The sequence below is a fragment of the Rhizobium sp. RHZ02 genome (genome assembly GCF_014851575.1).
Classification (GTDB): domain Bacteria; phylum Pseudomonadota; class Alphaproteobacteria; order Rhizobiales; family Rhizobiaceae; genus Rhizobium; species Rhizobium altiplani.
In genome coordinates, this window is record NZ_JACUZX010000009.1 from 70,078 (window position 1) to 94,293 (window position 24,216).

Annotated in this window: 22 protein-coding genes; 11 read left to right on the forward strand and 11 right to left on the reverse strand. The window is 60.7% G+C overall.

Annotated elements, in window-relative coordinates; translation table 11 throughout:
• Positions 1–70 precede the first annotated feature (70 nt).
• Positions 71–847, reverse strand: a complete 777-nt coding sequence (locus IB244_RS15785) for an ABC transporter substrate-binding protein (RefSeq protein ID WP_018854802.1) — start codon at positions 845–847, stop codon at positions 71–73.
• A gap of 324 nt (positions 848–1,171) precedes the next feature.
• On the opposite strand from IB244_RS15785, the gene IB244_RS15790 reads away from it, so the two are divergent.
• Positions 1,172–3,421 carry an OmpA family protein gene (locus tag IB244_RS15790; protein ID WP_192304764.1) on the forward strand — a complete coding sequence of 750 codons (2,250 nt, stop codon included), beginning with the start codon at positions 1,172–1,174 and terminating at the stop codon, positions 3,419–3,421.
• 97 nt (positions 3,422–3,518) lie between these two features.
• On the opposite strand, the gene mobB is transcribed toward IB244_RS15790, so the two are convergent.
• The 3 genes from mobB to IB244_RS15805 are packed head-to-tail and all read right to left on the reverse strand — an operon-like array spanning position 3,519 to position 5,582.
• On the reverse strand, positions 3,519–4,034 hold the full coding sequence (gene mobB / locus IB244_RS15795; RefSeq protein WP_018854804.1) for a molybdopterin-guanine dinucleotide biosynthesis protein B: 516 nt from the start codon (positions 4,032–4,034) through the stop codon (positions 3,519–3,521).
• Positions 4,034–4,666, reverse strand: a complete 633-nt coding sequence (gene mobA, locus IB244_RS15800; protein WP_169680228.1) for a molybdenum cofactor guanylyltransferase MobA — start codon at positions 4,664–4,666, stop codon at positions 4,034–4,036. The genes mobB and mobA overlap by 1 nt, the downstream gene beginning before the upstream one ends.
• Before the next feature lie 7 nt (positions 4,667–4,673).
• Positions 4,674–5,582, reverse strand: coding sequence for a DMT family transporter (locus IB244_RS15805; protein WP_018854806.1), 909 nt, complete (start codon positions 5,580–5,582; stop codon positions 4,674–4,676).
• A gap of 194 nt (positions 5,583–5,776) precedes the next feature.
• On the opposite strand from IB244_RS15805, the gene IB244_RS15810 reads away from it, so the two are divergent.
• Positions 5,777–6,547 (forward strand): SDR family oxidoreductase, encoded by a 771-nt coding sequence (locus tag IB244_RS15810; protein ID WP_018854807.1) that lies wholly within the window; start codon positions 5,777–5,779, stop codon positions 6,545–6,547.
• Between the two features lie 21 nt (positions 6,548–6,568).
• Here the strand turns inward: IB244_RS15810 and moaA are convergent, their stop codons facing one another.
• A complete protein-coding gene (moaA, locus tag IB244_RS15815) occupies positions 6,569–7,615 on the reverse strand; it encodes a GTP 3',8-cyclase MoaA (protein WP_018854808.1) in 1,047 nt (348 codons plus the stop codon).
• A gap of 134 nt (positions 7,616–7,749) precedes the next feature.
• On the opposite strand from moaA, the gene IB244_RS15820 reads away from it, so the two are divergent.
• Positions 7,750–8,124, forward strand: a complete 375-nt coding sequence (locus tag IB244_RS15820; RefSeq protein WP_018854809.1) for a gamma-butyrobetaine hydroxylase-like domain-containing protein — start codon at positions 7,750–7,752, stop codon at positions 8,122–8,124.
• Positions 8,125–8,151: 27 nt separating this feature from the next.
• Complete coding sequence (locus IB244_RS15825) at positions 8,152–9,339, forward strand: low temperature requirement protein A (RefSeq protein WP_018854810.1); 1,188 nt, start codon at positions 8,152–8,154, stop codon at positions 9,337–9,339.
• Between the two features lie 2 nt (positions 9,340–9,341).
• Here the strand turns inward: IB244_RS15825 and IB244_RS15830 are convergent, their stop codons facing one another.
• Entirely contained in the window at positions 9,342–9,809 is a 468-nt protein-coding gene (locus tag IB244_RS15830; RefSeq protein ID WP_018854811.1) for a MarR family winged helix-turn-helix transcriptional regulator, read from the reverse strand.
• 45 nt (positions 9,810–9,854) lie between these two features.
• Between IB244_RS15830 and IB244_RS15835 the strand changes: the two genes are divergently transcribed.
• Positions 9,855–10,808, forward strand: a complete 954-nt coding sequence (locus tag IB244_RS15835) for an alpha/beta hydrolase (protein WP_169680232.1) — start codon at positions 9,855–9,857, stop codon at positions 10,806–10,808.
• Positions 10,809–10,859: 51 nt separating this feature from the next.
• Positions 10,860–11,471 (forward strand): pyridoxamine 5'-phosphate oxidase family protein, encoded by a 612-nt coding sequence (locus IB244_RS15840; RefSeq protein WP_169680234.1) that lies wholly within the window; start codon positions 10,860–10,862, stop codon positions 11,469–11,471.
• 133 nt (positions 11,472–11,604) lie between these two features.
• Here the strand turns inward: IB244_RS15840 and IB244_RS15845 are convergent, their stop codons facing one another.
• Positions 11,605–12,675: a GGDEF domain-containing protein gene (locus IB244_RS15845; protein ID WP_025662762.1), complete on the reverse strand. Its 1,071-nt coding sequence runs from the start codon at positions 12,673–12,675 to the stop codon at positions 11,605–11,607.
• Positions 12,676–12,771: 96 nt separating this feature from the next.
• On the opposite strand from IB244_RS15845, the gene IB244_RS32230 reads away from it, so the two are divergent.
• Positions 12,772–13,242, forward strand: coding sequence for a hypothetical protein (locus IB244_RS32230; protein WP_245267896.1), 471 nt, complete (start codon positions 12,772–12,774; stop codon positions 13,240–13,242).
• Positions 13,243–13,248: 6 nt separating this feature from the next.
• Here the strand turns inward: IB244_RS32230 and IB244_RS15855 are convergent, their stop codons facing one another.
• Both IB244_RS15855 and fumC read right to left on the reverse strand, forming a co-directional pair.
• Positions 13,249–14,856, reverse strand: coding sequence for a fumarate hydratase (locus tag IB244_RS15855; protein WP_169680236.1), 1,608 nt, complete (start codon positions 14,854–14,856; stop codon positions 13,249–13,251).
• Between the two features lie 159 nt (positions 14,857–15,015).
• Positions 15,016–16,407, reverse strand: a complete 1,392-nt coding sequence (fumC, locus tag IB244_RS15860) for a class II fumarate hydratase (protein WP_192304816.1) — start codon at positions 16,405–16,407, stop codon at positions 15,016–15,018.
• Positions 16,408–16,806: 399 nt separating this feature from the next.
• Here fumC and IB244_RS15865 point away from each other — a divergent pair, with 399 nt between their 5' ends.
• Positions 16,807–18,681: a murein L,D-transpeptidase gene (locus IB244_RS15865; protein WP_192304766.1), complete on the forward strand. Its 1,875-nt coding sequence runs from the start codon at positions 16,807–16,809 to the stop codon at positions 18,679–18,681.
• A 178-nt stretch (positions 18,682–18,859) separates the two neighbouring features.
• On the opposite strand, the gene IB244_RS15870 is transcribed toward IB244_RS15865, so the two are convergent.
• Both IB244_RS15870 and IB244_RS15875 read right to left on the reverse strand, forming a co-directional pair.
• Positions 18,860–19,963 (reverse strand): ABC transporter substrate-binding protein, encoded by a 1,104-nt coding sequence (locus IB244_RS15870; RefSeq protein ID WP_246734428.1) that lies wholly within the window; start codon positions 19,961–19,963, stop codon positions 18,860–18,862.
• 350 nt (positions 19,964–20,313) lie between these two features.
• Entirely contained in the window at positions 20,314–21,021 is a 708-nt protein-coding gene (locus IB244_RS15875) for an HAD family hydrolase (RefSeq protein ID WP_192304768.1), read from the reverse strand.
• Positions 21,022–21,212: 191 nt separating this feature from the next.
• On the opposite strand from IB244_RS15875, the gene rpiA reads away from it, so the two are divergent.
• The 3 genes from rpiA to gor all read left to right on the forward strand — a co-directional run bounded on the left by rpiA (position 21,213) and on the right by gor (position 24,015).
• A complete protein-coding gene (gene rpiA, locus IB244_RS15880; RefSeq protein WP_169680241.1) occupies positions 21,213–21,911 on the forward strand; it encodes a ribose-5-phosphate isomerase RpiA in 699 nt (232 codons plus the stop codon).
• 17 nt (positions 21,912–21,928) lie between these two features.
• On the forward strand, positions 21,929–22,519 hold the full coding sequence (locus IB244_RS15885; protein WP_018854822.1) for a DUF2059 domain-containing protein: 591 nt from the start codon (positions 21,929–21,931) through the stop codon (positions 22,517–22,519).
• A 110-nt stretch (positions 22,520–22,629) separates the two neighbouring features.
• Positions 22,630–24,015, forward strand: a complete 1,386-nt coding sequence (gene gor, locus IB244_RS15890; protein ID WP_192304770.1) for a glutathione-disulfide reductase — start codon at positions 22,630–22,632, stop codon at positions 24,013–24,015.
• The last annotated feature ends 201 nt before the right edge of the window (positions 24,016–24,216 follow it).

Below are 24,216 nucleotides of genomic sequence, written 5' to 3' on the forward strand. Positions count from 1 at the left end.
CGTTGTCAAACAAAAATGGCGGAAGAGCAAGCCTTCCGCCATCAGCTTTATCAGCGACCTACAGCTTTTCTTATTCGCCGTAAACGTTGAAGTCGAAGTACTTGTCCTGGATCTTCTTGTATTCACCGCTGGTGCGGATCGCGGCGATCGCGGTGTTCAGCTTTTCGCGCAGCGCGTCGTCGCCCTTGCGGACGGCAATGCCTGCACCAACGCCGTTGATTTCCTTGTCGACCGGCAGTGGCGTCAGGATCTTGCAGCATGCGCCGGCATCCGACTTGACCCACTGCGACAGCACGACGATGTCGTCGATTACGGCGTCGACGCGCCCATTCGTGATGTCGAGCTTGTACTCGTCTGCCGTCGGGTAGAGCTTCAGCTCGGTATCCGGCAGGTGCTTTTCAGCGTAGTTCGAGTGAGTGGTGGAGGTCTGCGCGCCGATCGTCTTGCCCTTCAGGCCGGCCACGTCGGTGACGGTCGAATCCTTCGGTACGGCGATTGCCGGCGGGGTGTTGTAGTACTTGTTGGTGAAGTCTACGAGTTTCGAACGCTCCGGCGTGATCGACATGGACGAGATGATCATGTCGAACTTCTTGGCCTGCAGGGCGGGAATGATGCCGTCCCAGTCGCTGCTGACGATGGTGCAGTCGGCCTTCATCTCGGCGCAGAGCGCGCGGGCGATGTCCATGTCGAAGCCGAGGAACTGGCCGCTGGCGTCAACGTATTCGAAGGGCGGGTAGGTCGAGTCTGTTCCGATGACATACTTCTCGCCATCAGCCATGGCGGCGCCTGCGAAAAGAGACATCGCGGCGACGGAAGCGGCGGCAAGAATACGGGTGGAGATACGCATGTTAGTCCTCTCTGTTGGTGCTGCCGCTCGTGTTCTTCTTTTGGACGGCGGCTGAGCAGGGCGGTGCAAGGCACGGCCTTGGCGCGATACTCAAACCTTTTTCGGCGGAATTGCAACTGGAATCGCAGGGGTGTGGCGAACGATCAACTATGTCGAAGATGAACAATGCCGCACTGCCACATTCATACCGGGTTAATGCTGCAGTTCCTAAGACTCGTGGAACAAATGCAGTCCCCGCGCGGTTTTCGCCGCGGATGGGTGCCCCAAAATCGGACGTGGCCACGACCGCGTCCCAAGAAAATGAAGTCAACGAGGAGCCCCTTTATGGGAATGAAATCCAGATTGTTTGCAAGTGCCGCCTTTCCGCTGTTGTCGCTGTCGCTTGTGATGCCTCCAGTGCAATCCTTTGCCGCAGTTGCCAGCGTTGAACAGGTTCAGACAGCACCGCAAGCGGTCGCGGGCAGCTTCGAGGTTGCGCAGGATGCGCCCTCCGATGAAGAGATTCTGAAGAAGCACCACAAGCAGCACGGCGGCGGCGGTGAAGAACAGGCGCCGGCCGCCCAGCAGGAGCAGCCACAGCAATCGCAGGATGCGCCTGCCGAAAAGCCACGCAAGCAGCGTGAGCCGGCAGCAGAGGCACAGCCCGCGCCACAGCAGGAGCCTGTCGTCGAACAGCAGCTGCAGCAGTTGCAGGAGGCAGCCCCCGCCGAAAAGCCGCGCAAGAAGCGGCAGCCGGCCGCCGAGCAGGCAGAGCCTGCGGCTCCGCAGGAGCAGATAGCGCCGGCCCAGGAACAGCAGTTGCAGGAAGCAGCCCCTGTCGAAAAGCCGCGCAAGAAGCGGCAGCCGGCCGCTGAGCAGGTTGAGCCCGCGGCTCCGCAGGAGCAGATAGCCCCGGCGGCCCAGGAACAGCAGCCTGTCGAAAGCCAGGAAAAGCCGCGTCGCAACAAGCGCGACAAGCAGCAACCTCAGCAGGAGGCCGCGCCGCAGCCGCAGACCGAGCAGGTCGCCCCGCAGCAGGAGCAGGCTCAGCCGCAGGGCGAAGCGCCGCAGCCCACGAGGAAGGCAGGCAAGCAGCAGGCGACCGAAAGCTCTGAGCAGCCGGTGAAGCCGCGCAAGAAGCCTGCCGCTGAAGCGCAGGCGCCAGCCGCGGAACAGGCGCCTGCTCCAGTAGAGGCGCCGACGGCCGAGAAGCCGCCCGTTCCCGCGCAGGAGCCGGCGACGGAGGCCCAGCCTGGCGGCACGCAGCCGATCCTGAAGCAGGGCGAACAGGTTCCAGCACCTCACCAGGGCGAGCAAGCACCGGCTCAGCAGCAGGGTGAACAGGTTCCGGCGCAGCCGACCGATCAGCCGGCAGTGGGCCAAGCCGAGCAGGTTATCCCGGCTCCGGAGAAAATCACGCCCAAGGAACTCGAGCGCCGCAAGGAGATTGCCGCGGACCCGAGCAAGAGCACGGAAACCGTCGTTCTGCCGGTTGAAAACGGTGCCGCCGTTCTCGACAGCGACAAGGACGCCGACCGCTCGGGGGGCATCCAGTCCCGTCGTGACCGCGACAGGCAACGCGGCCAGGAGCAGAATTTCCGGGTTCCGAAAACCGACGCCGAGGCCCAGATCATAACCGAGGGCGCCAAGGCTGCTCCGATCAAGATCGAAGCCGTGACCAGCGAACAGGGTCGGCGTCTCGACAGGCGTCCGCAGTTCGAGCGGCCGGAAGGCGCGCGCTTCGGCGAGCGTGGTGACGACAATCGTGTGATCATCCAGATCAACAACCAGACGATCGTTCGCGGCGATGACGACCGGCGCTTCCTGCGTGACGGCGAGCGGCCGACCTACGAGCAGCTGCCGCGGGACCGTTACCGTGAGACGATCGACCGTGACGGCTATCAGATCGTGACGATCCGCAACCGCTATGGTGACATCATCCAGCGGTCGCGCATCGACAATGGCGGGCGCGAGTCCGTGCTCTACTATTCGCCTGGTCTCTACGAAGATCCGGACCGCGGCTACTTCGAAGATCCGGGCCGCGACCTGCCGCCGATGCGCCTGCGTATTCCGCTCGGTGACTACATCATGGACACGAGCAGCGACGACGATCGCGACTACTACGACTTCCTGCGCGAGCCGCCGGTGGAGCCCGTGGAGCGTGTCTATTCGCTGGATGAGGTGAAGTATTCGGCGCGTATCCGCGACAAGGTTCGCCGTATCGATCTCGATACGATCACCTTTGCGACGGGGAGTGCCGAGATCCCGATGAGCCAGGCGCGCAGCCTGCGCAAGGTCGCCGATGCGATCAACGAGGTGTTGCGGAAGGATCCGTCGGAAACCTTTCTGATCGAAGGCCATACGGACGCGGTCGGCTCCGACCAGAGCAACCTCGTCCTCTCGGACCAGCGCGCGGAATCGGTGGCGAATGTGATGACCGACGTTTACGGCATCCCGCCCGAAAACCTGGCGACGCAGGGCTACGGCGAACGTTACCTCAAGGTCAACACGCAGGGGCCGAACCAGGAGAACCGCCGCGTCACCATCCGTCGCGTGACGGCGCTGGTACGCCCGGTCGCCTCCGCGAGCCGATAATCGAAACTGATCGGAAGCCGTCGGGAGACCGGCGGCTTTCGTTTGCGCGCTCTGCGGTTCTGGCGCGAGCGCACCAGCTTCTAGGTCGTAACGTTTCCTACTTTGCAGGCAGCTCCACTATTCCGGAAATGAAGTCTGCGATTGCCTGGGTGTCATCGAGGTTGAATACCGGCAGAAAGCCTTCGGCGATCGGGTGATCGGCCGCGATGGCAACGATGTGGGGATCCGTCGGGGCGAGGGGTTCCTGGTTGGCGGATTCGAGCCGCCGCGCCTCGATCTTCGGGATCGGTTCGCGCTTGTAGCCCTCGATCAAGACAAGGTCGCAGGGCGCGATGCGGGCAAGAATTTCGTCGAATGTCGGCTCTGGGGCGCCGCGCAATTCGTGCATGATGGCATAACGCGTTCCGGAGACGATGGTCACTTCGTGAGCGCCGGCCTGTCGGTGGCGGTAGCTATCGGCACCGACCTTGTCGATGTCAAAGTCATGATGGGCATGCTTGATGGTGGAAATGCGGTAGCCGCGGCGGGTGAATTCCTCGACGAGGCGGACCGCCAAACCGGTCTTGCCCGAGTTCTTCCAGCCGGCGATGCCAAAGACCTTCGGTTTCTCCATCATGCCATGACCTTGAGCCAGCGCTCCGCCTCGGCGAGATCGTCCGGCGTGTTGACGTTGAAAAACGGATCGAGGAGGCTCGCCCGCGTCGGGCGCAGCGGGAAGGCAACTTCCGTAACGTCATGCCGTAGAAGGAAGTCGCGCGCACGGCGTTTTTCGTCGGTTGCGATCCAGGATTCCAGGTCATCGGCAAGGCTGACGGGCCACAGGCCGAACACCGGATGGCTGCGGCCCTCGGAGGCGGCGATGGCAATCTTGCCAGGTGAATCGATGACGCCGGCGAACCAATCGACGAGGTCGCTCGGAAAGAATGGACTGTCGACAGAAACCGTGACCACGTGTGTGACACCCCCAAGCGATGCACCGTAGGTCATCGCTGCATGGATGCCGGCCATCGGTCCCGCTTTGCCGGGAACTATATCAGGAATGAACAGATGCCGGCAATTTTCCGGGGTTGCGTCGGCGTTGACGGCAAGGGTGCTCACCTGCGGCTCGAGCTGTTCGATGACGCGCTCCAGCAGCGTGCGGCCATCGAGCCGCACGGAGGCTTTGTCGCGGCCCATGCGCGAAGAGCGTCCTCCCGCCAGGACCACACCCGGAATATTGGATCTATGCAGCACAAAATCGTTCATGGTTGCCTCAGACGGGGGTTCTCGGCTCGGACTCCTGGGCGACCGGCGGTACATGGCGCTTGGCCTCACGATAGAACGTGTAGAGGCCGGACGCTATGACGATAGCCGCACCGCCGAGCGTCCAGACATCGGGAAACTCCGCAAAGAAGACGAAGCCCAGCAATGTCGAGAAGATAAGGCTGGTGTAGCGGAACGGTGCGACGAAAGAGATTTCACCGGTGCGCATCGCCATGATGACCGACTGATAGCCGACCAGGACGAGAATGGCGGCGAGCAGCAGGTGCGAAAGCGAAGTCACGCTAACCGGCTCCCATCCTCCCAGCAGCGGCGTCAGCAATGCACCGACGACCGTTACCGAGACGGCCGTCACCACTGTGATCATCAGTGACGGGATCTCGGGGGCGATGCCGCGCGTGGCGAGGTCGCGGCCGGCCGTCGTGAGGACGCTGCCAACGCAGAGGAGAGCTGCGGCCGTGAAACCGTCCGGTCCCGGCCGAATGATGATCAGCACGCCAATCAGGCCGACGAGAATGGCCGACCAGCGACGCCAGCCGACGGGTTCGCGGAAGAATAGCGCCGCACCGAAGGTCACGACCAGCGGCAGCGACTGCAGGATGGCCGATGCGTTCGCGATCGGCATCATTCCGAGCGCCGTAATGTAAGTCACCGCTGCCAATATCTCGCAAATGACGCGGATGATGATCATGGGCTTGAGGATGATGCGCCACGATCGCAAGGCACCCATGTGGCGCGCGATGAAGTAGACGAAGATGCTGGTGAAGAGGCCGCGCAGACACATGATCTGGCCGGCATTCATGTAAGCGATAACTGATTTGGAAAGTGCGTCGCTGCAGGAAAATCCGGCCATGGCCGAACTCATGTAGATGGCGCCCTGGGTGTTGCGGGACCGCGGCATGTCGATATTCCGATTCTCGTACACGTGTTCTTAGAGCGTGCCAGGCGCCATGGGTATCGAACGAAAGACACACCCGAAATAATTCGATTGCGCAGTGCACAATAGGGCGCGCGCCGACACGGGCAGGAAACGGGTGGCTGAGCGCCAGGATGTCTGGGATTGGGATACCGCGAACAACAAGCGGAGGTTCCGACATGAGATATCTGGATGGCAAGGTTGCGATCATAACCGGCGCGAGCTCCGGCATCGGCCGGGCGGCCGCCAAGCTCTTTGCAGCCGAAGGCGCGCGGCTGGTCGTCGCGGCGCGACGCGAGGCTCAGCTTGGCATGCTGGTCGAAGAGATCGGAGATGCGGGCGGCGAGGCGGTTGCGGTTGCCGGCGACGTGCGCGACGAGGCTTTGAACTGGCGGCTGGTCGAAGTGGCGGTCGAACGCTTCGGCGGTCTGGATGTTGCCTTCAACAACGCCGGCAGCGCCGGCGAATCGGCGCCGGTGGCTGACCTGTCGCTGGATGGCTGGAACGAAATGCTGGCGGTCAATCTCACCAGCGCATTTCTGGCAGCGAAATATCAGGTGCCAGCAATGATCGCCCGCGGCCGCGGGTCGATCGTCTTCACCTCGACCTTCGTCGGTCACACGGCAGGAATGCCTGGGATGGGTGCCTATGCGGCAAGCAAGGCGGGACTGACCGGCCTGGTGCAGGTTCTTGCCGCCGAGCTCGGTCCGAAAAACATCCGCGTCAACGCGCTGTTGCCCGGGGGCACAGACACCGCGCTGAACCCGGCGAATTTCGAGAATCCCGACATGCAGCTCGTCGCCTTCATCCATGGCCTGCACGCGTTGAAACGGCTGGCACGGCCGGAGGAGATCGCCAAGGCCGCACTGTTCCTGGGATCGGATATGGCGAGCTTTGTGACCGGGACGTCAATGCTGGCGGATGGCGGGGTTTCGATCAACCGGACGTAAGCTGCCCTAGCTCCGCGGGTGTCACCCACCCGTGACACTCATGTGGCGGGCAACGGCAGGGCGATTGTGGGTGCGGTCGATAATGAAGTCGTGGCCCTTGGGCTTGCGCGAAATGGCCTCGTCGATCGCCGCATAGAGCAATCCGTCGTCCTCGGTGGCGCGCAAGGCGGCGCGTAGATCCGCGGCGTCGTTCTGGCCAAGGCACATGTAAAGCGTGCCGGTGCAGGTCAGTCGGACGCGGTTGCAGCTCTCGCAGAAATTATGCGTCATCGGAGTGATGAAGCCGAGCCGGCCGCCGGTTTCCTTCACCTGGACATAGCGTGCCGGACCGCCGGTGCGGTAGCCGATGTCGGAGAAGGTGAATCGTTCTTCGAGATCGGCCCTGAGCTTCGACAGCGGCAGGTAGCGGTCGGTCCGGTCTTCCTCGATCTCGCCCATCGGCATGGTTTCGATGACGGTGAGATCCATGCCGCGGCCGTGCGCGAAGCGGATCATCTCCGGCATTTCGGTGTCGTTGAAGTCCTTCAGTGCTACCGCATTCAGTTTGACCTTGAGGCCGGCCTTCTGGGCCGCCTCGATGCCTTCCATCACCTTGTGGAAATCGCCCCAGCGGGTGATCTGGCGGAACTTGTCGGGATCAAGCGTGTCGAGCGAGACGTTGATGCGACGCACGCCGCTATCATAGAGCTCGCCGGCAAAGCGGGAAAGCTGCGAGCCGTTGGTGGTCAGGGTCAGCTCGTCGAGGCCGGAGCCGATCTGTTTGCCGAGTTCCCGCACGAGATACATGATGTTCTTGCGCACCAACGGCTCGCCGCCGGTGAGTCTCAGCTTGCGCACGCCCTTGGCGATAAAGGCGGAACAGAGCCGGTGCAATTCCTCGAGCGTCAACAGCTCCTGTTTCGGCAGGAAGGTCATGTGCTCGGCCATGCAGTAGGTGCAGCGGAAGTCGCAGCGGTCGGTGACGGAGACACGCAGATAGGTCACGGCCCGTTTGAACGGGTCGATCATCGGTTTCGTCTCTGCAACCAGTGGCGATGCGTTGCCTGTCGTTCCGACGTTGCTGTTCACGAATACCTCCGCAATGCTACTAATGTGCGTATATGCCATTGCCGCGTCAAGGGAAACGCCCCTTACGCACGGTAAATTGAGCTTGCCTCGGCAAGCCTCATTGCCTACTCGTGATTTTGAAGGGGAATGGGATCATGACCGATATCTGGCCGACTGAACTCAGAGTTTCAAAAGACCGGCAGCACCTCGTCGTGACGTTCAACGACGAGCAGAGTTTCGATCTTTCCGCCGAGATGCTGCGGGTGCTTTCGCCATCGGCGGAGGTGCAGGGGCACGGGCCCGGGCAGAAAGTCACCGTTCCCGGCAAGCGCAATGTCGCGATCATTTCAATGACGCCGACCGGCAATTATGCGGTGCGCATCGGCTTTGACGACATGCATGATACCGGCATCTATACCTGGACCTATCTGCGCGAGCTCGGCGAGCGCGGCGAGGAGCTGTTCTCGGCCTATGAAGAAGAGCTGCGCGAAAAGGGCATGAGCCGCGACACCTCAGAGAAGCCGCGTTAAGCGACAATTGCCGCAAGGGGGAAATGCATGGCGGGAACGAGCAAGCGAAACTGGCTGCGCGCCAAAGGCAGTCCGAGTGAAAGCAGGGTCAGCTTCCTCGAACTGTTTTTCGATCTCGTCTTCGTCTTCTCGATCTCGCAGCTCTCGCATGCCCTCGCGGCGCACTATACGCCGCTCGGCGCTCTTGAAGCCGGCCTGATGACCTTTGCCGTCTGGTGGGTGTGGATATTCACGACCTGGGTTACAAACTGGCTCGACCCCGACAAGATGGCGGTTCGCGGCATGCTCGTCGTCTTGATGCTGCTTGGCCTGGTTCTTTCCGCGTCTATCCCCGAGGCTTTTGGCGACAAGGGGCTGCTCTTTGCCGGGTCCTACGTGCTCATGCAGGTCGGTCGATCGCTGTTTGCGTGCTATGCGGTCAAGTCGGACGCCTTGAAGTATCGGAATTTCGTGCGCATCAGTAGCTGGCTAATATTTTCCGGTGTCTTCTGGATCGCCGGCGGCCTTCTGGAACACGAGGCGCGACTGATCGCATGGCTCATCGCCCTTGCTATCGAATATGCCGCTCCGGCGAGCGGCTTTACCGTCCCGGGACTTGGCAAATCGACCGCCGCGGACTGGGACGTGTCGGGCGCGCATATGGCCGAGCGTTGCGCGCTTTTCGTCATCATCTGCCTTGGCGAGGCGGTGCTGGTGTCGGGGCGGACTTTCTCGGAAATGCCGTTTTCGCCATTGACGGCGGTCGTCTTCGGGACTGGATTCGCGGGGACGGTGGCGATGTGGTGGCTCTATTTCCGCTTCGGCCACGAGCGGGCGGCGCATCGGATCGAACACGACGAAACGCCGGGAAGCCTGGCACGGCTGGCGTTCACCTATGCCCATATCCCGATCCTGGCGGGCATCATCGTTCACGCCGTCGCCGTCGAGTTCATGTTCTCGCATCCGCATGAGACTGGCAATCTAGGCGTGATGGCCTCCGTACTCGGTGGCTCCGGACTGTTTCTTGCCGGCAATCTCTGGTTCAAAGGGGCGACCAGCGGACGTATGCCGCTGTCGCATCTGGCCGGCCTTGTGCTCTTGATTCTGCTCGCCTTCATTGCGCCGTTCATCGAGGTCTACCTTGCCGGTATCCTCGCGATGCTGGTGCTGATCATCGTGGCCGCGTGGGAATACAAATCCCTTGCGGGGCAAACGGTCGGCCACACCGTTCACTGAGATCAGTCTTCGTCGACAAGGTCTTGCTGCAGGACCCGGATGATCCGTTCCATTGATCCGGCCATCGCCATGCATTGCTCGATCGGCTCGGGCGAAAGCACCCGCTCGATGAGGTCGGTCTGGATGACCATGGCCTTCTCCGTGACATTCCGGCCTTCCGGCGTCAGGAAGAGGCGCAGTACGCGCTTGTCCTTCTCATCGCCGCGCCGTTCGATCAGCCCGCGCTTCTCCATCTGCGGCAAGAGCATGCTCATGTTCGAGCGACCGACCAGCAGCTTGCGGGCGAGTTCCTGCTGCGAGATGCCCTCGAAGCGATAGAGATTGATCAGAATATCGAGGTGCGGGGTCTTGATATCGAGTTCGGATAGCGAGCGACCGAGCGACTGCTGCATGAGTTGGCAGGCGCGGGCAACAGCGATCCAGCTGCGAAAACGCGGATGATCCCAGGGCAGGGATTGATTTTTGTTCATCGTTGTACTTTATTGTTCAGTGTTGAACATTATTGGATTCCCACTATGACAAACTTTGCGCTGAAGGTCACCCGCCTCGGTTTTTCCCTGCTGCAGTCGGTTTCGCCGCGCCTCGCCGGGAAGGCGGCGTTCCGCCTGTTCTGCGTAACACCCTCGACAAGGCCAAAGGGCGAGAAGGCGAAAGCAGCACATGCGGCCGGCGCGGCAAAGCTTGCCGGAGCGGAGCGGTTCACGCTTCGTCTGGCCGGCGGCGGACGGGCGCATGCCTATCGGCTGAACGGTGGCGCCTTGGGACGGCGCCCGCGCTATCTTGTGACCCATGGCTGGGGATCGAGCGGTGCCTACATGGCCGACATCGCGACGACCTTGGCGGCAACCGGCGCGGAAGTGATCGCGGTCGACTTTCCCGGTCATGGCCGCGCGGCGGGGAGGATGCTCCACATGGGCATGGCGGTGAAGGCGATCGCCGCGGCCGAGCGTCGATTCGGTGCGTTCGATGCCGCGATCGGCCACTCCTTTGGCGGCGCCGCGCTGATGGTGGCCGCGGCAGGCATGTTGCCTGGCGAGTCTGCCGTGCTTCCGGAAAAGCTGGTGCTGATCGGCTCGCCAAGCGAAATGCACTGGCTCTTCAAGGATTTCGGCAGGCTGATCGGGCTTAGGCGCCCGGCACAGCAGGCGCTGGAGAACGAGGTGCACCGTGTCACCGGTCGGCGACTGGAGGCGTTCGATGCGAGCGGGGCGGCCGGCGCGATCCAGCGGCCAGTGATGATCGTGCACGCGGAGGACGACAAGGAAGTGAGTGCCAATCACGCTCGGCGTTACGCGGCCGCAGGCAATGCCGTGCGGCTCCACTGGGCAAATGGCTTCGGGCACCGTCGCATCGTGGCGGCGCGGTCGGTTCTCGATGCGATTAGGGGTTTTCTCGCGGAGGACGATTCCGGAAAGGATGCTGAGATCATTCCGCTTTTCGCTCTTCCTGCGCGGCGCGTGTCATTGTAACGTCACGTTAGGCAGCTAAAGGCCGCCACGATAGAAAGCGGCAGGACAGTCATGAAAATCATTGAAACGGTAGAGGAACTCGCAGCGATCTACGCTGGCGGGCTGACGCAGGCATCCGTAGCCAAGGTGACGGACTATCTGACGCCGCTCTATCGCGAGATGATCGAGGCGTCGCCCTTCGTGGCACTCGCGACGGTGGGACCCGAAGGCCTCGACTGTTCGCCGCGCGGTGATATCGGCGGCGTCGTGCGCATCGTCGACGACCGGACGCTGCATCTGCCTGACTGGCGCGGCAATAACCGGGTGGATTCGCTCTCCAACATCGTGCGGGATCCACGCCTGGCGCTGATGTTCCTCATTCCCGGTTCGAACACCACCATGCGTATTAACGGGCGTGGTGTCGTGACGAACGACGAGGCAGTCCTGTCCAGCTTCGTGATGGACGGAAAGCATCCGCGTACGGTGATCGCCATTACGATCGACGAGGTCTATTTCCAATGCGCTCGTGCGCTGATCCGTTCGGAGCTGTGGAATCCGGCAACCTTCATCGATCCGAAGAGCCTGCCAACGCCCGGTTTGATGCTGAAGGCGGCGACAGGGGATTTCGACTACGAAACCTATGACCGCGAATGGCCGGAGCGTGCCGCCAGGACGATGTGGTAGGCTTCCGCGTAGGATTGGCAGGCCCACCTCTTAGGAAGGAGGGCCGCGCAAATCGCGGTCCATTGCGATGGCGACGGGCGATTGCGGCAATCAAGCTCATCGACAGGCAGGCGAAGACGCTGCTTGCCAGGGTCTATCCCTTGTAGATCAGCCAGCTCTTCGTGAAGTCCTTCTGCATACCGTCTTCGAAGAGGACGCTGCAGTTGCGGCCGGAATTCTTTGCGCCGTAAAGGGCAACGTCGGCCCTGTGGTAAAGCTCGCCGGCGTCTTCCGCGTAGGACGCCATACAGACGCCGACCGATACCGTGACCGGCCCGTAGTTTATTCTGGTGCGCGAGTTGGTGAAGGGCGTCGTTTCCAGCGTGCGACGAATGCGCTCGGCCATCCCCATGACTTCGTCGGCCGTATTGCCTTCTATGATGAGGGCGAACTCCTCGCCGCCGGTGCGGGCGACGAAAACGTCGCGGCGGACGTTGGCGCGGATGACCGAGGCGACCGTGGCGAGAATCTTGTCGCCGACCGGATGACCGTAGGTGTCGTTGATCTTCTTGAAATTGTCGATGTCGGCGAGCACCAGCGCAGTGACGGGCCGCATGGCCGGATTGTTGTAGACGGCGGCGAGGCGATCGTCGAATGCACGGCGGTTCGACAGGCGTGTCAATGAGTCCGTGTTGGCGATACGCTTGTATTCGTCAAGCTCCTTTCGGACCTGATCCATTTCCTGCGATCGCTGGACGACGTTCTCGACCGTGCGTTCGCCGTGCGCCATTGTGTCGCCGGTTGCCTGCGTGAGCAGGCTGAGGGCGTTTTCGATAAGCTCCACGCTGGTATGGTTCTTCGAGCTGATCCGCTTGTAGGTTTCGCCAAGCAGCTTGTTGTAGCTCTCCAGCGAGATTTGCTCCTGGCGCAGCACGCGCAGCAGCGTCTCGAGCTCGGCGGCAATGCGACCGTGCGCGTCGTCGAACACACGGGCAGGGCTGTGCGTAAAATACTGCGCCCCGAGCGCGTCCAGTTCCTCCTGCGTCGCCTGACTGCCGAGCGCAGCAAGATCTCGTGTCAGCGCCGGGTTGGAGCCGATATAGGCTTCGTAAAAGAGTTCGTAGTTCCGAGGGATCGGTGCGACGCCCATGGAGCGCATGGCGAACGTGATCTGACCTGCCACGTCGGGAACCTGCGCCCTCGTTGGCGCTGCGGCCGTCGTCATGCGACTACTCCTCAATTGAATGTCAAATGCAGTCTTTAATTTGATAGCTAAGAAATATTGGGAAATGATTAAGAGAGGATATACCAATGATTACATGTGAAATTTATCCATTATTCTGCGTTATTTGCTTATCGTATTGATTTTTATCTGAGAAGCTGCAGAAGGGTTGCGGTAATTTCGCCTTATGGGCGAGTGGCGCAAAATAAAAAATCCAACCAGTCGTTTCAGTTGCTTTTGCATTGTTTCATATTTGTTGACAGTCGGTGTCGATCGGTCGCGCTGTTGCGGATCGGCGAGAAGGCGCACATTCCCCCCGAAAGAGCCGTGTGGCTCCAACGGAAGGCAGAGATCTTGGAAAGCTCTCGTCACACTTCGCCGATCGTCCTTGTTGCTGCAGTCATTGCAGGCTCCGTCGCGCTGATCCAGCAGGATGGTTTCTTCGACGGTGTATTTCGCAGCGACATTCTCGCCAGCGTGAAGGCGGAGGAGGTCCTCAATGTTGCTGATCTCGCAAATCGCGTCGATACCGCCACGGTCGACCATCGGGCGACCGCGGCAATCCATTGACGTCGATCAGCCGAGGTTGAATTCCTGGAAGAAGTCGTTGCCCTTGTCGTCGGTGACGATGAAGGCCGGGAAGTCTTCGACCTCTATCTTCCACACGGCTTCCATGCCCAGTTCCTGATACTCCAGCACCTCGACCTTCTTGATGCAGTCCTGCGCGAGGCGGGCAGCCGGTCCGCCGATCGAGCCGAGGTAGAAGCCGCCATGTGTCTTACAGGCTTCGCGCACGGCGCGGGAGCGGTTGCCCTTGGCAAGCATCACCATGGAGCCGCCGAAGGATTGGAATTGGTCGACATATGAATCCATGCGACCGGCGGTCGTCGGGCCGAAAGAGCCTGAGGCGTAGCCCGCCGGGGTCTTGGCCGGGCCGGCGTAGTAAACCGGATGGTTCTTCATGTAATCCGGCATGCCTTCGCCTTTTTCCAGTCGCTCGCGGATCTTGGCGTGGGCAAGGTCGCGCGCGACGATGATCGTGCCCGTCAGCGACAGGCGGGTCTTGACCGGGTGCTTGCTGAGTTCGGCCAGGATTGCGCTCATCGGCTGGTTGAGATCGATCCGGACCATCGAGTCCGACAGCTTCGACTCGTCGATCTCAGGCATGTATTTGGAGGGATCGGTCTCCAGCTGCTCGACGAAGATGCCGTCGCGGGTGATCTTGCCCTTCGCCTGGCGGTCGGCGGAGCAGGAAACGCCGAGGCCGATCGGAAGGGATGCGCCGTGGCGGGGCAGGCGGATGACGCGGACGTCGTGGCAGAAATACTTGCCGCCGAACTGCGCGCCGACGCCCATCTGCTGCGTCAGCTTGTGGATTTCCTTCTCCATCTTGAGGTCGCGGAACGCGTGGCCGCTCTCGGAACCTTCGGTCGGCAAATCGTCGAGGTAGCGCGTCGAGGCGAGCTTGACGGTCTTCAGGTTCATTTCGGCGGAGGTGCCGCCGATGACGATCGCCAGATGGTAGGGGGGACAGGCTGCCGTACCCAGCGTAAGGATCTTCTCCTTAAGGAAGTCGATCATCCGGTCATGCGTCAGGAGCGACGGGGTGCCCTGGTAGAGGAAGGTCTTGTTGGCCGAACCGCCGCCCTTGGCGACAAACAGGAAGTCGTAGGAGTCGGTGCCTTCCTCGTAGATGTCGATCTGCGCCGGCAGGTTGTTCTTGGTGTTCTTTTCCTCGAACATCTTGATGGGCGCGAGCTGCGAATAGCGCAGGTTCTTCTTCTCGTACGCGTCCATGACGCCCTTGGCGAGAGCCGAGTAGTCCTCACCTTCGGTCCAGACGCGGCGTCCTTTCTTGCCCATTATGATCGCCGTGCCGGTGTCCTGGCACATCGGCAAGATGCCGCCTGCGGCGATGTTGGCGTTCTTCAGCAGGTCATAAGCAACGAAGCGGTCGTTGTCGGTCGCCTCCGGGTCTTCGAGGATCGAGGCGAGCTGCTTCAGGTGGCCGGGTCGCAGGAGATGGTTGATGTCGGCAAAGGCCGTTTCGGCAAGGAGGCGGATGCCTTCCGGCTCGACGGTCAGGATATCCTGCCCCTTGAAGCTGTCGACAGAGACGTAGTCGCTGCTGATCTTGCGGTATTGGGTGGAGTCTTTGCTGAGGGGGAAAAGATCGTCAGCCATCGAGGGACCTTTCATGCGGACCGAAATCGCAGATGATCTATTCGGGCGTCTTCGCAATTGCAATAATTCTAAAACTTGTCTGTTTTAGTCATGAAAATCTGGAAAACACCGCCGCGGGTACGGCGGTGTCAACTGTTTCAAGCAAGCGAGGAGGCAGGCTTACTTCGGGCCGATCATCGTTTCAGGGCGAACGATTGCGTCGTATTCCTCGACGGTGACGAGGCCACTCGCCAACGCTTCTTCCTTCAGGGTCGTGCCGTTCTTGTGCGCGGTCTTGGCGATCTTGGCGGCGTTGTCATAGCCGATCTTCGGAGCAAGCGCCGTGACCAGCATCAGGGACCGTTCGAGACCGGCCTTGATGTTGTCCTCGCGCGCCTCGATGCCGACGACGCAATTGTCGGTGAAAGAAACGGCGGCGTCGCCGAGCAGTTGCACCGACTGGAGGAAGTTGTAGGCCATCATCGGATTGTAGACGTTGAGCTCGAAGTGGCCCTGGCTATCGGCGAAGGTGAGGGCCGCGTTGTTGCCGAAGATGTGGATGCAGACCTGCGTCAGCGCCTCGCACTGGGTCGGGTTGACCTTGCCGGGCATGATCGAGGAGCCGGGCTCGTTCTCGGGAAGGGCGAGTTCGCCGAGGCCGGCGCGGGGACCGGAGCCCAGCAGGCGGATGTCGTTGGCAATCTTGAAGAGCGCGGCGGCGGCCGCATTGATGGCGCCATGGCTGAACACTATGGAGTCATGGGCGGCGAGTGCTTCGAACTTGTTCGGGGCCGTCACGAAGGGCAGGCCGGTGATTTCGGCGATCTCGTCAGCGACCTTCTCGGCAAATCCAACAGGCGCGTTGAGACCGGTGCCGACCGCGGTGCCGCCCTGGGCCAGCTCGCAAAGGCCAGGAAGCGTCAATTCGATGCGCTTGATGGCGGAGCCGACCTGCGCTGCATAGCCGGAGAATTCCTGGCCAAGCGTCAGCGGCGTCGCATCCTGCGTGTGCGTGCGGCCGATCTTAATGATGTGGCTGAATTCGGTGACCTTCATGTCGAGCGCGGCGTGCAGGTGCTTCAAGCTCGGAAGCAGGTGGCGCACGATCTGCTCCGCACAGGCGATATGCATGGCCGTCGGATAGGTGTCGTTTGACGACTGGCTCATATTGACGTGATCGTTGGGATGCACCGGCTTCTTCGATCCCATGACGCCGCCCAACAATTCGATGGCACGGTTGGAGATCACTTCGTTGGCATTCATGTTTGACTGCGTGCCGGAGCCCGTCTGCCAGACAACGAGGGGGAAGTGGTCGTTGAGCGTGCCGTCGATCACTTCCTGCGCCGCGTCGACAATGGCGTTGCCGACCTCCGGATTGAGCTGACCGAGCGCCATGTTGGCACGCGCCGCCGCCTGCTTGACGATGCCGAGGGCGCGAACGATCGAAAGCGGCTGCTTCTCCCAGCCAATCTTGAAATTGCCGAGCGAGCGCTGCGCCTGAGCACCCCAATATCTGTCGTTCTGTACTTCGATCGGGCCGAACGTATCTGTTTCGGTGCGGGTGGAGGTCATGGTCATGCCTTTCTGTCGCGGTGCCTTCGGAGATGCGTCTTATAGGTCCGAAACGGGACGAAGAAAACTGCTGGAAATGCAAAATATGAATGTATAAATCATGTTATCGGCGGGTGATCAGTGGCCATTTAGACACGGCTAAATTTTTATATTTCAGTGCCTCGTTGGCCACTGTGTCCGAAGGCGAAAATAAAGTAAAAAATTAACTAATAATTTCATTATTTTGTGTGAACTGGGGCTCGGCATAAGCGTTTTCCGCGTTACTTTGGGTTGAGAGGCCCAAGGCTGGCGGCTGCGGCCAGTTTCTGCCATGTGACGCTCGCGCCGGATGAAACGAGTTTTAAGGCGGGTTTTTGCCCGCGATTTGAAGACAGCATGACACTGGGACTGGATAAAAGCATGACATTCCTTCTGAAAGGTGCGGCTTCCGCACTAGCGCTTTCCTGCGGCATGGCTGCGATGGGTTCCACGCCCGCGCAGGCTTACACGTTGATGGATATGATCCGCGGGGATCGCGCTCGCACCCAGAGCACGATTGTCAATCCGAGGCGGTCGGTTCCGTCCTTCCTTCAGTCGGCTCCGGATGCGCCGCTGCCGAAGGTTTCGAGCCCGCGCTACTATACCTATCAGCCAGATGCGATGCGCTTCGTCGATACCGGCAAGTTTACCGATCCTGTCGTCACCGGGGCAGTTGCCGATGCGTCGGCTGCGACCGAGGCAACGCCGTCGGTACAGCGCCGCTTCCTTATCGAGGCGAAGGTGCGCGCCCCCGTCGAAGTCGCCAGGGCGCTTGAGGCCTATTACGGCGATGTGAAGAATCCGCTGGTCTGGCTCGCCGGAACGGATGTCAACGATCGTGCCAAGGCGGCGATGGACGTTCTGGCGGATGCCGCTTCGGTCGGTCTCGACCCGGCCGACTATACGGTCCAGGTGCCGGCGGAGGATCCGACCAATCCGGATCCGGCAGTCCGTGACCGCGCCCTGACGCAGTTTGAACTGGAACTGTCCGCAAAGGTGCTCGCCTATGTCCAGGATACAGTTCGTGGTCGCGTCGATCCGAACAAGCTCTCCGGCTATCACGATTTCAAGCGTAAGGACGTGAACCTTGCGCCGGTGCTGAAGCTCGCCCGCATGAGCCCGGATACTGCAGCCTATCTCAGAAGCCGTACGCCGGATGCGCCGCAGTTCGTTGCACTCGAAGGCGAACTGGCGAAGTTGCGCGCAGAGGGAGCCAGCGAAGAGCGCATCGATATCGCGCTGAGCGGCCTGCTTCGTCCGGGCGACAACTCGTCCGAAATCCCGAACATCGTGAAGGCGATCGGCAAGCATGGCTCGGCCGCGCTCAAGGCGGAACATGCGACAACGCTCTCCGCCTATACGGGCAGCACCGAATATTCGCCTGAGATCGTTTCGCTCGTTGAAGGTTTCCAGAAGGAACATGGACTGAAGCCGGACGGCGTTATCGGCCAGGCGACGGTCCGCATCATGGCTGGCGGCGACAGCAACGCATCGAAGGTCGAGAAGCTGATTGTTGCGTTGGAGCAGGCCCGCTGGCTGCCGGCCGACCTCGGCTCGCGCTACGTCTTCATCAACCAGCCGGCCTATATGGTCTACTACCACAACGACAACAAGGAACAGTTGTCGATGCGCGTGGTGGTCGGTCAGCCGTCGCACCAGACCTTCTTCTTCCAGGATCAGATCGAGACGGTCGAGTTTAATCCTTTCTGGGGTGTGCCGCAGTCGATCATCATCAACGAGATGCTGCCGCGCCTGCGCTCCGACCCGAGCTATCTGGACCGGATGGGCTATGAGGTAACAGTCGGCGGTCGCGCCGTGGCGTCGTCCAGCGTCGACTGGTACGGCTCGACGACCAACGTTTCCGTGCGCCAGCCGCCGAGCGACGACAATGCGCTTGGCGAACTCAAGATCCTTTTCCCGAATGCTCACGCCATCTACATGCATGACACGCCTTCGAAGAGCTTCTTCAAGCGCGATATGCGCGCCCTCAGCCATGGTTGCGTCCGCCTTGCCGAGCCACGCGCGATGGCAGCGGCCGTGCTGAACACGTCGGTGGACCAGATCGGCAAGGAGATTGCCACGGGCAAGAACCACGCCCTGCAGGTTCCGCAGAAGATCCCGGTCTACGTGGCTTACTTCACGGCCTGGCCGAACAAGGATGGTGTCATCCAGTATTTCGATGACGTATACGGCCGCGACGCCTATGTGCAGAAGGCTTTCGATGCGACGACGAAGGCGCGTGGCGCGCAGATTTGATCGCACCGATGATATGACGGCGGCCGGGGAGCCGCCTTTTCTTTTTGCGATCGGCTTGCCGCCGCTGCGCGCGTTGCGGAAGCAAGCTCCGCGATCAATTCGTCGATCTGTGCAGGCTCCGTGGATCTCGACGGGATGTCGGAATAGTCGAATGGCACGGCGATCAAAACCATATCGCCTACCGCGACATCGTGCGCTGTCCGATGGTGCCTTCACTGAAAACCATTGGGATACCGGAAGGGTTTCCGTACGGGAGACACTGGATTTGCACTCCGACGACGTCTCCCCACCCGTTGGTGATGATCTCCCTTGCCCTATCGAGTTCTTCCTGTGTTGGGAAGAGCGGGTAGACTTCGGTACCAGAATGCTGAACCCGCGCCAGCTTTCCTTCCAAGTCGGCAGGCGCATACCCGCTATTCAGGAAGGCCCGCGTCTCCGTGTATAGGTATTCCATCCACAATCGGGCTGCGTTCGGATGCGGAGTGAACGCGCTGATGGCCTGGGCATAGACGCCACCGACGATGCCCGTCTTCGGCCTCACGATCTCAATCCTGGTTCGTCCTCCTGATCGTTCGCGATCAGTAGCTGCAAGGTAGTCCCAGCGAACGAGGATAGGCGTGCGCCCGTCCTCAAGCGAAGCAAGGCCGCCGACGATAGGAACGAAGTTGCCGCGGCGACTGAGGTCTGCAAAGAAGCTCAGCCCCTGATCGGCTGCCTCGTGCGCGTTGCCGTGAGCAGCTGACAGGCCCGCAGCGAAAATGCCTTGGATGGCTTGATTTGATGTCAGATTGCCGGCGAGACCCACGGCATTTCTGTATTTCGGCGAGGCGAGGTCCGCCCAATCGGTCGGCATCGTCGTCACGATATCCGCGTTGACCTCGAAGGCAAGCGTGCCGTAGTAGCCGCCGTACCAGTATCCATCAGGATCCTTGGCTGCGTCCGGAATGGCTTCCCACGCCGCCACCTTGTAAGGCCGCAGCAGGCCGTCCCTCTTCGCCGATAAGGCGAAAGGCAGACCGACGTCGATGACATCCGGCGCTTGCGGGTCGGCTGTGTCCCTCGCATTTCTGATGGTATTGATCACCTTGGCCGATCCCGCATCGGGCATAAGTTCGGTGATACCAAGGCCGTATTTCGCCTTGAAGCCGTCGATGATGTCCCCGTATCCCCACCAGTCGCGAGGCAGGCCGACAACGGTGAGGTGGCCCTCTGCCTTGGCAGCGGCCACGAGCTCGTCCGTCGGAGCCGCGGACGCAGGAGATGAAGAATTGAGACCGGCCATCCCGGCGAGCGCCGCCGTGCTGCCTTGAACGAGAAAATTTCTGCGCTGGAAATCAGGCATATTTCCCACACCGTCCATTCGTCGGTCACCTGAACAGGGACATGCGGGCTATGCGCAACCCACTTGGAACTATCGCGAGCCAATCATGTATCAGTTGCGCATATCACGCATGCGGCATCGGACGATTTGCAACTTGCCCCTCGTATCCTGAATCTGCGCCTCTGCAAAAGAAGAGTCCATAGTCGAGGCTAGGCATGTCGCAAAACCTCCTTGCGTAGGTCAGGGTTTCGCGAGGGTTTTTTCGCGCGATCGGGTTAGGGGCTGGGCCGCGGGCCGCCTTTTCTTTTGCGTCAGCCTGCCGCCGCCGCCGGCGTTGCCGAGGTGAAGTCCTCGATCAATTCGTCGATCAGCGCAGGAGTTAACTCCTTGAAATGCGTAATCACGCTCGTTGGCCCGAGGGTCTCGACGGGGACGTCGGAATAGCCGAACGGCACGGCGATCGAAGGGACGCCGGCATTGCGGGCAACAAGAATGTCGTTGACGCTGTCGCCGATCATGACGGTCCTGCGGACATCGCCGCCGGCGCGCTCGATGGTTCCGAGAAGATGCTGGGCGTCGGGCTTCCTGACGGTGAAGGTGTCGCCGCCGGTAATGGCATCGAAATAATGGGTGAGTTCAAGCTTCTCGATCAGGTTGCGCGCCAGGCCCTCGAGCTTGTTGGTGCAAACGGCAAGCTTGCAGCCGGCACTCTTCAGTTGATCCATTGCCTCGACCAGGCTGGGGTAAGGCGCGGTATGTCCCGGCATGTTGTCGGTGTAGTGCGTAATGAAGCGGTTGAGCAGGGCAGGAAGCTGTTCCTGTGCCAACGGATGTCCTCGAAGACCGCAGGCCCGCTCGATCATGACCTTGGCGCCATGTCCGACGAGATGCGTGAGGTCGTCGTAGCTGACCGGCGCCACACCGATTGCCGCGATCGTATAATTCAGGCTCTCAACAAGATCGGTGTGAGTATCGAGCAGTGTTCCGTCAAGATCGAATACAACAAGGGCAGGGGTCAAGGATTGCGCCTTTCAGAAATGATGTCATCGGCAGTAGGTGATGAGGACCGGAAAAGCAATATTTGCCGGCAAAGGCGACGAGTTGCAAATGCCCACGGCTTTTCAAAAATCATTACGCTCTTTTGGCTTTCGTTTGGCAAGCGAGCCGTGTAAACAGCACATCCAACGCAATAATTCGGAGTCAGCGGCGCATGGATGCCCGCGAAATGAAGATCAAGGCCGCCGAGGCCGCACTCGCTCATGTCGAATATGGCATGCGGCTTGGAATCGGAACCGGGAGTACTGCCGAAGAGTTTGTTCGGCTGCTCGCAGAGAAGGTTTCAACCGGCTTCAAGGTCGAAGGCGTGCCAACCTCCGAACGCACGGCAAGGCTTTGCGTCGAGCTCGGCGTACCGCTGAAGTCACTGGATGAACTGCCGGAACTCGATCTGACGATCGATGGCGCGGATGAGGTCGATTCCGACCTCACGCTCATCAAGGGTGGCGGCGGTGCACTGCTGCGCGAGAAGATCGTCGCTGCGGCATCTCAGCGCATGATCGTGATTGCCGACGAGAGCAAACTGGTCGAGACACTTGGCGCATTTCCGCTACCGATTGAGGTCAATCCGTTCGGACTCGTATCGACACGCATGGCGATCGAAAAGAAGGCCTCGAAGCTTGGGTTGAGCGGCAGCCTGACGCTGCGCCAATCCGGTGGCGAAGACTTCATGACGGACGGCGGCCACTACATCCTGGATGCATCTTTTGGCCGCATTCCTGATGCAGAGGCGCTTTCAAACGAGCTGAATTCAATACCCGGAGTCGTTGAACACGGGCTCTTTCTAAAAATGGCGGCGCTTGCGATCATTGCAGGTCCAGCAGGCGCACGCACGCTGCGGGCGAACAGGTAACAGGAGCATTGAAACTCATGATTAAATTTGCAGGTCTTGGCCGTTTTGCTGCTGCGACCGTTATTTTCTCAGGCGTCGCATTCGGCTTTGCCGCACATGCGCAGGAAGCCTCTCCGGAGCAGCTGAAGGCGGCCCGCGCTGCGATCGACGCGATCGGCGCCACCGCGCAGTTCGACAACATCCTGCCCGGACTGGCTGAGCGCCTGAAGGCCGATCTCATCCAGGACTCGCCGAACTACCAGGATGCGATCACCGCTGAGGTCGACAAGCAGGCACTGGCCCTTGCACCGCGTCGCGCCGATCTCGAGAAGGAAGCCGCGCTGACCTATGCCAAGGCATTCTCCGTCGAGGAACTCAACGCGATCGCCGAGTTCTACAACTCGCCGGTTGGCAAGAAGCTGCTCAAGGATGGCCCGATCGCTTCGCGCGAAACCGTCAAGGCCGCCGACATTTGGGCGCAGGGCATCTCGCGCGATCTGCAGAAACAGACGAGCGCTGAACTCGTGAAGGTCATCAAGGCCCCGCCGCCGGCTGCCGATCCGGCGAACCCGGCTGCGACGGCCGCGCCGAAGCCAGCTGCACCGGCTGCTGCAAAGCCGAAGCCGTAAGAAGGCGCGAATAACAGATCAAAAGCCCGGCACCGTCCGGGCTTTTGTTTTTGCGGCCGCCGATACTATATCACTTTCACCTCACCAGCCGATTCCATCCGGAGTTTCTCATGACGTCCTACGATTACGATCTCTTTGTCATTGGCGGTGGCTCAGGCGGTGTGCGAAGCGCCCGCGTTGCAGCCTCGCTCGGTAAGAAGGTCGCGATCGCAGAGGAGTACCGCTACGGCGGAACATGCGTGATCCGCGGCTGCGTGCCTAAGAAGCTCTTTGTCTATGCGGCTCAGTTCCATGAACATTTCGAGGATGCCGCTGGCTTCGGCTGGACGGTCGGCGAGAGCTCGTTTGACTGGAAGAAGCTGATTGCCGCGAAGGACAACGAGATCGCGCGACTGGAAGGGCTCTACAAGAAGGGACTGGCCGGCGCCAACGCCGAAATCCTGGAAACACGTGCCGAATTGGTCGACGCGCATACGGTCCGGTTGGTCAATACCGGCAAGACGGTGACCGCGAAGACCATCGTGATCGCGACCGGTGGCCGCCCGAACCCGCACGCGGCTTTGCCTGGGAACGAACTCTGCATTTCCTCCAACGAGGCCTTCCTCCTGGAGGAGCTGCCGAAGGCGATTGTGATTGCGGGTGGCGGTTATATCGCGGTGGAGTTTGCCAATATCTTTCACGGCCTCGGCGTCGAGACGACGCTGATCTATCGCGGCGCCGAGATTCTGTCGCGCTTCGATCAGGACCTCCGCCAGGGACTGCACGAGGCGATGACCGCCAAGGGCATCCGCATCCTCTGCCATGATATGCTGCAGAAGGTATCGAAAGAGGACGGTCGTCTTTCCGTCGAGACGCTGAAGAACGGCACGCTGGTTGCCGATGTCGTGATGCTGGCGCTCGGGCGCATTCCGAATACGGAAGGCCTAGGCCTGGAAGCCGCCGGTGTGAAGACTGACGAGCGCGGAGCGGTGGTGGTCGACGACTATTCTCGCACCAACGTCCCGAACATCTATGCGCTCGGCGATGTCACCGACAGGATACAGTTGACGCCGGTGGCGATCCACGAGGCAATGTGCTTCATCGAGACGGAGTACAAGGACAATCCGACCAAGCCCGATCACGAGACGATCGCAACGGCGGTCTTCTCGCAGCCCGAGATCGGTACCGTAGGGCTGACCGAGGAGGAAGCGGGCAAGCGCTACAAGGAGCTCGAGGTCTACCGTGCGCAGTTTCGTCCACTGAAGGCGACGCTGTCGGGGCGTGGCGAGAAGATGATCATGAAGCTGATTGTGGTCGCTGCCAGCCAAAAGGTTGTGGGCGCGCATATCCTCGGCCACGACGCCGGTGAGATGGCCCAGATCCTTGGAATTACGCTGAAGGCGGGCTGCACGAAGGACGATTTCGACCGGACGATGGCCGTGCATCCGACGGCCGCGGAAGAGCTCGTCACAATGTATGCCCCGAGCTATCGCATTCGGGACGGTGTTCATGTCTGACGCCAGCAGCTGGTGATGTGGGGCGTGCGGATCACGTTGAGGAAGAGCGCCTGTATGACGCCTCATTAGAATTGCCGGCGTTGTTCCGGGACAAGCTTAAATTGGATACAAACCGTCTTGGTATAGTGATCGTTGATCGTACGTTTTCTGTTTGAAAGTACGTCATCGAATTCCTTTATATCGCGCGTGGTCGCCGATTTA